General features: G+C 46.5%; 8 protein-coding genes. 7 read left to right on the top strand and 1 reads right to left on the bottom strand.

The annotated features are described in order from the left end of the window. Nucleotides 1–139: 139 nt before the first annotated feature. From JGK14_RS28090 to JGK14_RS28080, 3 genes are read left to right on the top strand one after another with little or no spacing between them, the layout of a single operon-like run. A complete protein-coding gene (locus JGK14_RS28090) occupies nucleotides 140–394 on the top strand; it encodes a hypothetical protein (protein WP_293326224.1) in 255 nt (84 codons plus the stop codon). Between the two features lie 49 nt (nucleotides 395–443). Continuing rightward, nucleotides 444–944, top strand: a complete 501-nt coding sequence (locus JGK14_RS28085; RefSeq protein WP_293203436.1) for a hypothetical protein — start codon at nucleotides 444–446, stop codon at nucleotides 942–944. Then, nucleotides 945–1,190, top strand: a complete 246-nt coding sequence (locus JGK14_RS28080; protein WP_293184566.1) for a sensor histidine kinase — start codon at nucleotides 945–947, stop codon at nucleotides 1,188–1,190. A 174-nt stretch (nucleotides 1,191–1,364) separates the two neighbouring features. On the opposite strand, the gene JGK14_RS28075 is transcribed toward JGK14_RS28080, so the two are convergent. Then, on the bottom strand, nucleotides 1,365–2,219 hold the full coding sequence (locus JGK14_RS28075; protein WP_293213622.1) for a DALR anticodon-binding domain-containing protein: 855 nt from the start codon (nucleotides 2,217–2,219) through the stop codon (nucleotides 1,365–1,367). 356 nt (nucleotides 2,220–2,575) lie between these two features. Here JGK14_RS28075 and JGK14_RS28070 point away from each other — a divergent pair, with 356 nt between their 5' ends. From JGK14_RS28070 to JGK14_RS28055, 4 genes are all read left to right on the top strand, one after another. Further along, nucleotides 2,576–3,409: a Crp/Fnr family transcriptional regulator gene (locus JGK14_RS28070; protein WP_363319230.1), complete on the top strand. Its 834-nt coding sequence runs from the start codon at nucleotides 2,576–2,578 to the stop codon at nucleotides 3,407–3,409. A gap of 120 nt (nucleotides 3,410–3,529) precedes the next feature. Continuing rightward, nucleotides 3,530–4,204, top strand: coding sequence for an HAD-IB family phosphatase (locus JGK14_RS28065; RefSeq protein WP_442921487.1), 675 nt, complete (start codon nucleotides 3,530–3,532; stop codon nucleotides 4,202–4,204). Between the two features lie 341 nt (nucleotides 4,205–4,545). Continuing rightward, complete coding sequence (mtnB, locus tag JGK14_RS28060) at nucleotides 4,546–5,175, top strand: methylthioribulose 1-phosphate dehydratase (protein WP_293184558.1); 630 nt, start codon at nucleotides 4,546–4,548, stop codon at nucleotides 5,173–5,175. A gap of 263 nt (nucleotides 5,176–5,438) precedes the next feature. Then, a complete protein-coding gene (locus JGK14_RS28055) occupies nucleotides 5,439–6,473 on the top strand; it encodes a patatin-like phospholipase family protein (RefSeq protein ID WP_293220457.1) in 1,035 nt (344 codons plus the stop codon). Nucleotides 6,474–6,487: the final 14 nt, after the last annotated feature.

The following is a 6,487-nucleotide window of genomic DNA, read 5'->3' as shown; positions in this document are numbered from 1 at the left end:
AACCAGGGGCAAATAGTCTCGTGCGATCGCCCGAGTTGCGGACAAAGCTACCCAAATAGTCAAGGATGGGTAGCTTTGTCCATAAATTAAGTTACAGTTCCTAACCCTGGGCTTTCACTTTTTGGCCGCAGGTGTGGCTGTGAGAGAAACGCCCCTGTTTATTACTTTAGGAGAACCGGAAGCGCAATTGCGCGCCAATGCCGAAACTCTCGGTTTTGACATGGAGGCGATGGCCTTCCTCGATTTGAGCCCCTCCTCAGAATTTTTTACCGAAGTTCAAACCTACGACATTTTCTCGCCGTCGGAGGTGGAACGAGAACCGACTACACAAAAGATTATCGATCGAGTCCAAGCTGTCAATTTCTACTCTGCTGCGCCGCTGCGAATCGGTTAACATCCCGGTTGGGGCGATGATGGCACAAGGAAGTCTTTAGGTGATACCTGTGGAACCTTTGCTGTATTCGCCGGATCAGTTTGCGAGTATGGTACGCCAAGAGGTGGAACAGGAAAAGACGCGGATTGTGATGATTGACAGTATTTATGGCTATCAGATTTCGATGCGCGGGCAAGATTTGGTGAATAATTTGCACGCTTTGTGCAAGTATCTCAAGAATATGGGAGTCACGGTGATCTTGATTAATGATGTTCTGCTGCTGGGTCGAGCTGAGTCAGGAAAAATGGCGCTTTGTTTGCTACCGCTAGACTTGGCAAAGTTTTGTAAAGAGTTGGTATCGGAATTTCAGAACAGCCTGAAGTTGAAACCTCAAAACGATCCGGTGACGCTGATTTTTGTGAATCAGTGTCAATCGGCGATTGCCTGTTTGGAGGCTAGCTTGCTGCGGCGCATTCTCAGCAATTTGCTGTCTAATGCTATTAAGTATTCTCCTCCGAATACCGAAGTAGTTTTTGAATTAAAACTAACTGAAACCGAGGCTGTTTTTTAGGTGCAAGATGCCGGAATTGGCATACCTTTGGCAGACCAAGAACGGCTGTTTGATTCATTTTTTCGTGCGAAAAATGTCGGTATAATTCCCGGTACAGGACTGGGGCTGAGCATTGTTAAAAAATGTGTGGACTTGCACGGCGTCGAAATTGCGTTGAGCAGTGAAGAAGATGTCGGTAGTAAATTTACCGTAACGCTGCCGCTCGCAAAACTGGAAGAAGAGCAACTGTCGCCTGCAACGCCTTAAACTAGATGCAGGCACGATCTTGAGATATTCAGTATGGAAATCGCAGATGTAATCGCGCTAGTCCATCCGGCGATCGCAGTAGCGCTAGTTTTCAAATGGTTTGTAGTAAGGACTTTAGTCCCCTAACTTTTATGAGGACTAAAGTCCTCACTACAAACATTTTTTATGATTAAATCAAAGTTCTATAGGAGCAATGGCATTTAATAGCTCTTCTAGGATAAACCGCAGCAAGGATTGAGTTGCTAATATTAAACCCAATCGGGCTTGAGCGAGTTTTGGCTGTTCTGTTTTGACTTCGCCCCAAATTCGGCACTGGCTGTAAAAAGTCTGAAATGCTGCGCTCAAACTATTGGCTAATTTGAAATAATTAACAGGTTTTTCGGGTTGATTTGCCTCAAAAACCGGAGCTAAACAGTCTAGCACTGCGATCAGTTCCGAAATTAAACTGCGTTCTGCTGGAGCTACTAATAGCAGCCGACGATCGCCCTCGTCAACCCAAGGAATAGGATTTGGGGCCGCCAGCGACCAAATTTGCGGCGCTGTGGTGACATTCGGCTGTGCGATCGCAATTAACCGATCGCGATCGGCCATTCGCAGCAGGGAACAGCAGCGTGCGTGGCTGTACTGAATCGGAAACAGCCGATCGGCGGATATAACAGGAGATAAAGTGCGATATTCTGGAACAGGGAGGGGAATTTGAGCTAATCGCTGCAACCAGAAAGCTAAACCCGCATCAGTCAGCTCTAGCTCAATTATTCCTGACGGTGCGACTTGAACGGCGAAATCTGGACAACACAGCGGCTTGAGAATTTCAGCCAACTGTGCGGCGATCGCCTGCGGTGTCTGGTCCCAAGTTGCAGCCCATTTCAGGGCGATCGCAGACACGTACACCACCCGCTCCCTATTTTTAGCCCGATTTAACGGAATTTCGCTCGTTGTGCCTTGCTCTTCGATCGCGAAGAGAAACCTTAAGAGCAAAAAACACTTCACTGTAACTTCCGGGCACTGGGATATATTTAATGTATCCATATCGGCTATTCTTGCAGTAAAAGTGCCTAGAGACTGTTACCACTTGCGCTATCTTTGTACGTTAAACTGCTGATGTCAAAGGTAGTCGATCGGCTCGCCCGGGCGAGTTCACATCGAAGGAATGGGCTTTCTAGCGATTTTTGGGGTAAATATACAATAATTTACGATCGACTCATTGCCGAATTCTACCATTTTCATGTATTTTTTGCTACATTGAGTTTTTAGGTGAAACTGAGAAGAGTCAGCACAGTTAAGAAGCGTGTCAGCTCAATGGGGGGTTGGTTGTCTCACTTAGTATCGCAATGCAGGCAAAAGCTGTTTTTCTCACTAACTAAATATATCCCAGAGCCTCACTTATGCAATCAACTTCCACACCTCTAGAAACGATCGATCGACCGTTTATCACCTGGCAGCGAATTATCGACTGGGCCCAGGAACACTACCGCTGCCGGACTTTTAGCAAAGACGAGAAGATTCCCGCCAGACCCGGACTGCTCTATTTAGTCCAGAAAGGTTCTGTGCGGCTCGTCGGTAGCGCTCAAGTTAGCGCCGCTGCAACAAAGTCCAAATCCGTTTCCAAAACTACAGAAGAAGCTTTTTTGGGCTTCGTCGGCGCCGGTCAGCCCTTTGAACTGGTTGCTCAGTCTCCCTTTACGCTCCAAGCTTACGCCCACGCCGATCACACTCACGTAGTGTGGATGTACTGGCACGATTTGGATAATTGGCCTCACTTCCGCCGGGAAATTTTGGATGCGTTTCGCTACCAGCACCAGCGAAAGCTTCTCTGGCTCAGCACTTTGGGACAGCGCCGGACGATCGACAGATTGCTGGGTTTTCTCACTTTGTTGATCGAAGAGTTCGGCGAACCCTACGTAGGTGATGGAGAACCGGATGTGGTGCGGGGCTATCGGTTGCCTTGGGCCTTGACTCACGCTCAAATTGGCAGCGCCATCGGCTCGACGCGGGTAACGGTGACGCGGCTGATGGGCAAATTGCGATCGAAAGGTTTGATTAATACTGAGGATGATAATTTAATCTGTTTGCCTGCTAAGGCTACTCCCCAAAAGACAAAAAATCAAAAGCAGGATGTAGAAGCATTCCTCGAAGACGATCTCGAAGACGATCTCGAAGACGATCTCGATGAAGATTTCGACGATTCTCTCGATGACGATCTCGAAGAATCTGCATAAAATCCTGCGGGTGATTGCTAACAGCACTTAGCTATTATAGTATGGCTGTTTTCTTCTTGCTTCTTGCTTCTTCGGTGTACGATGAGTTTTGTAAACTTTTCTCGTTCTCGAATGGTGCGAATGATGTCGGACAAGCAAAAATCTCCAATCCCGAACAATCAGCAACGGGTGGTATTCTGCGACTTTGACGGCACGATAACTGTTGAAGAAACTTTTGTGGCAATGCTCAAGCATTTTGCACTGGAATTGTCGTCTCAACTGATGCCGGAAATGTACGCGAGAAGGATCAGTTTGCGCTCGGGAGTGCGGCAGTTACTAGAGTCTATTCCCTCGGAATGTTATGGGGAAATTGTGGAATTTTCTAGGGGACAACTGATGCGGCCGGGATTGGTGGAATTGCTGGATTTTTTGGACGCGCAAAGGGTGGATTTTGCGATCGTTTCCGGCGGCCTGCGGGTTATGGTAGAGACGGTTATGGGTGATTTGGCACACCGGGCGATCGCAATTTATGCTGTAGATGTGGACGCTAGCGGCCCTCACTTGCAAGTCAATTCTGAGTTTGAAGGAGATACAGAATTGGTATCTAAGGTGCGAGTGATGGCGCAGCACCCAGCCCAGGAACAGGTGGCCATCGGAGATTCGCTGACGGATTTTAACATGGCTTTGCAGGCGAACTCGGTGTTTGCGCGCGATCGGCTTGCCGAATATCTAGACGAACAGCAAAAGCCGTATACTAAATGGGATAATTTTTTTGACGTGTTGGAAAATTTATCCCAGCAATGGAATTGCAACTAAACTATTGGCCAAACAGGGCATAGGGCATAGGGCATGGGGCATGGGGCATGGGGCATGGGGCATGGGGCATGGGGCATGGGGCATGGGGCATGGGGCATGGGGCATGGGGCATAGGGCTGCGGTATGTGTATTAGACTTGAATTGCAAAAATCGGAAAACACCCTGAAATTATCTGCGTTTATCTGTGTTTATCTGTCTGACATCTGCGGTTGAAGGATCGATCGAAGACTTATGCAATCTTGTCTATTGGTAAAGTGCGCGTTGCACACCCTGCACTTAGATATGCCAGCACAATTCCTATTAACGTAAAAGGTAGATAAAAAACTGAGGATTAGTAGAGAATGAGTGAGGATGTGAGATCGGATTTAATTGTAGCAGCCAAACATTTTTACGATCGCGGTTGGATGGCTGGGACTGCTGGCAATCTTTCAGCCCGCTTACCAGACGGCAGTTTTTGGATTACTGCTAGCGGCCGCCAGAAAGGGCAGTTAACCCCTTCAGATTTTATCAGAATGAGTTCCGAAGGCGCGATCGTCGAACAACCCGTTCCAGACAGCCGCCCTTCCGCCGAAACCAGCATTCACTTAGCCGTTTACGATTGTTTTCCAGGCGCTAAAGCTTGCTATCACGTACACTCAATCGAGGCAAATTTAGTTTCTCGGCTAACAGCAGATGATTCAGTGCCTTTACCTGCGATCGAAATGCTGAAAGGTTTGGGGGTGTGGGAGGAAAACCCACAGGTGGCGATACCCCTATTTGCAAATTATTTAGAAGTGCCTAAAATAGCCAAGGAAATTTGTGAATATTTCGCCGTTTGTGTACCCTCTGTACCCGCGTTGTTAATTCGCGATCACGGCATCACAGTCTGGGCAGACTCAACCGCCGCCGCCTACAATTATGTAGAAATTGTAGAATATATTTTTCGCTACACCCTCGCAGCCAGCCAATTAAACTTAAATTTGAGATGTTAGATTGGGCCAGTCTCGGACGCAAAATCTAATATTTCTAGGGCGTGCAGAGGCGCAGCTTGCCACTAAATATCGCGTCCAACCAGTTTTTTAGTCCGGGACTTTCATTCAGTTGACAGTTGACAGTTGACAGTTGACAGCGACCTCTACGCTTAAGTCCGAGGATTGGAGTAATGAATAGTCTGATTTTAATTTCTCCCGGGCTTGGGGCTTTCAACCAATTCTTTCTGGTAACGAACTAGCAAATATCGAGAAAAGGCAAAAACATGGCTAAATATACCCGAGTTTTATCGATAGATGGAGGCGGAATTAGAGGGATTATCCCCGCGCAAATTGGAGTCACCCTAGAGTCAAAGCTACAACAAAAAAGCGGCAACTCAGATGCCAGAATAGCTGACTATTTTGATTTAATCGCCGGCACGAGTGCGGGAGGAATTTTAACCTGTCTCTATTTGTTTCCGGATGCAAAAAATTCCAGCAGGCCTCAGTGGACTGCCCAAGACGCGGTTAATTTTTCGATCGATAGTGGCATCGACTTTTTTCAAAGTTCATTTTTGAAAACACTCGAATCTCTAGACGGTTTGATAGATGAGAAATATCCGAGCGATGCATTAGAAAAATTCTGTTGGCAAAACTTCAAAGATTGCAAACTCAGCCAACTCCTGAAACCTTGTTTAATTTCCAGTTACGATGTCGAAAGGAGAAAAGCTCATTTTTTCAATCAAATAGATGCTAAAAAATATCCAGCAGCAGACTATTTTCTCAGAGATATCGCCAGAGCCACATCTGCTGCTCCCTCTTACTTTGAACTTCCCAAAATCTACTCTTTGACAAACGAATCCTATGCTTTAATTGACGGAGGAGTATTCGCCAACAATCCCGCACTTTGTGCCTATGCCGAAGTGAGAAATAAATTAAGAATTCCCGAGACTCGCTCCGACAAAGGCCCGACAGCAAAAGATATGGTAATTTTATCGCTGGGGACGGGACAAGCTCAGAAAAAATTTCCCTACGAGGAAGTGAAAAATTGGGGTAAAATTGAGTGGGTTCAGCCTTTGATTAATATCATGATGACGGGAGTTGCTGAAACTATAGATTATCAAATTATCCAAATTTTTGATGCCATTGACAAACCCAATCAATATTTGAGAATTTCTCCAGATTTAAGCCACGAACCACGACTGCCGATTGATGATGCCTCGGCAGAGAAAATATCAACTCTGGTGAGAATTGGCAAGGAGCAAGCCGAAAAGTATAATGAAGAGTTGGATAAGTTTATCGACTTGTTGCTTGCCGAGTAATCAATAGAAATTAA

Origin of the sequence: Microcoleus sp. PH2017_28_MFU_U_A (genome assembly GCF_020738035.1) — a bacterium.
GTDB lineage: Bacteria > Cyanobacteriota > Cyanobacteriia > Cyanobacteriales > Microcoleaceae > Microcoleus.
Note: the sequence above shows the minus strand (reverse complement) of the source record. Positions and strands in the feature narration are given on the sequence as shown.

Excerpts from the sequence above, each read along its gene's own strand:
- JGK14_RS28075 (WP_293213622.1), bottom strand. The coding sequence starts at position 2,219 with ATGGATACATTAAATATATCCCAGTGCCCGGAAGTTACAGTGAAGTGT.
- JGK14_RS28070 (WP_363319230.1), top strand. The coding sequence starts at position 2,576 with ATGCAATCAACTTCCACACCTCTAGAAACGATCGATCGACCGTTTATC.
- JGK14_RS28065 (WP_442921487.1), top strand. The coding sequence starts at position 3,530 with ATGATGTCGGACAAGCAAAAATCTCCAATCCCGAACAATCAGCAACGG.
- mtnB (WP_293184558.1), top strand. The coding sequence starts at position 4,546 with ATGAGTGAGGATGTGAGATCGGATTTAATTGTAGCAGCCAAACATTTT.
- JGK14_RS28055 (WP_293220457.1), top strand. The coding sequence starts at position 5,439 with ATGGCTAAATATACCCGAGTTTTATCGATAGATGGAGGCGGAATTAGA.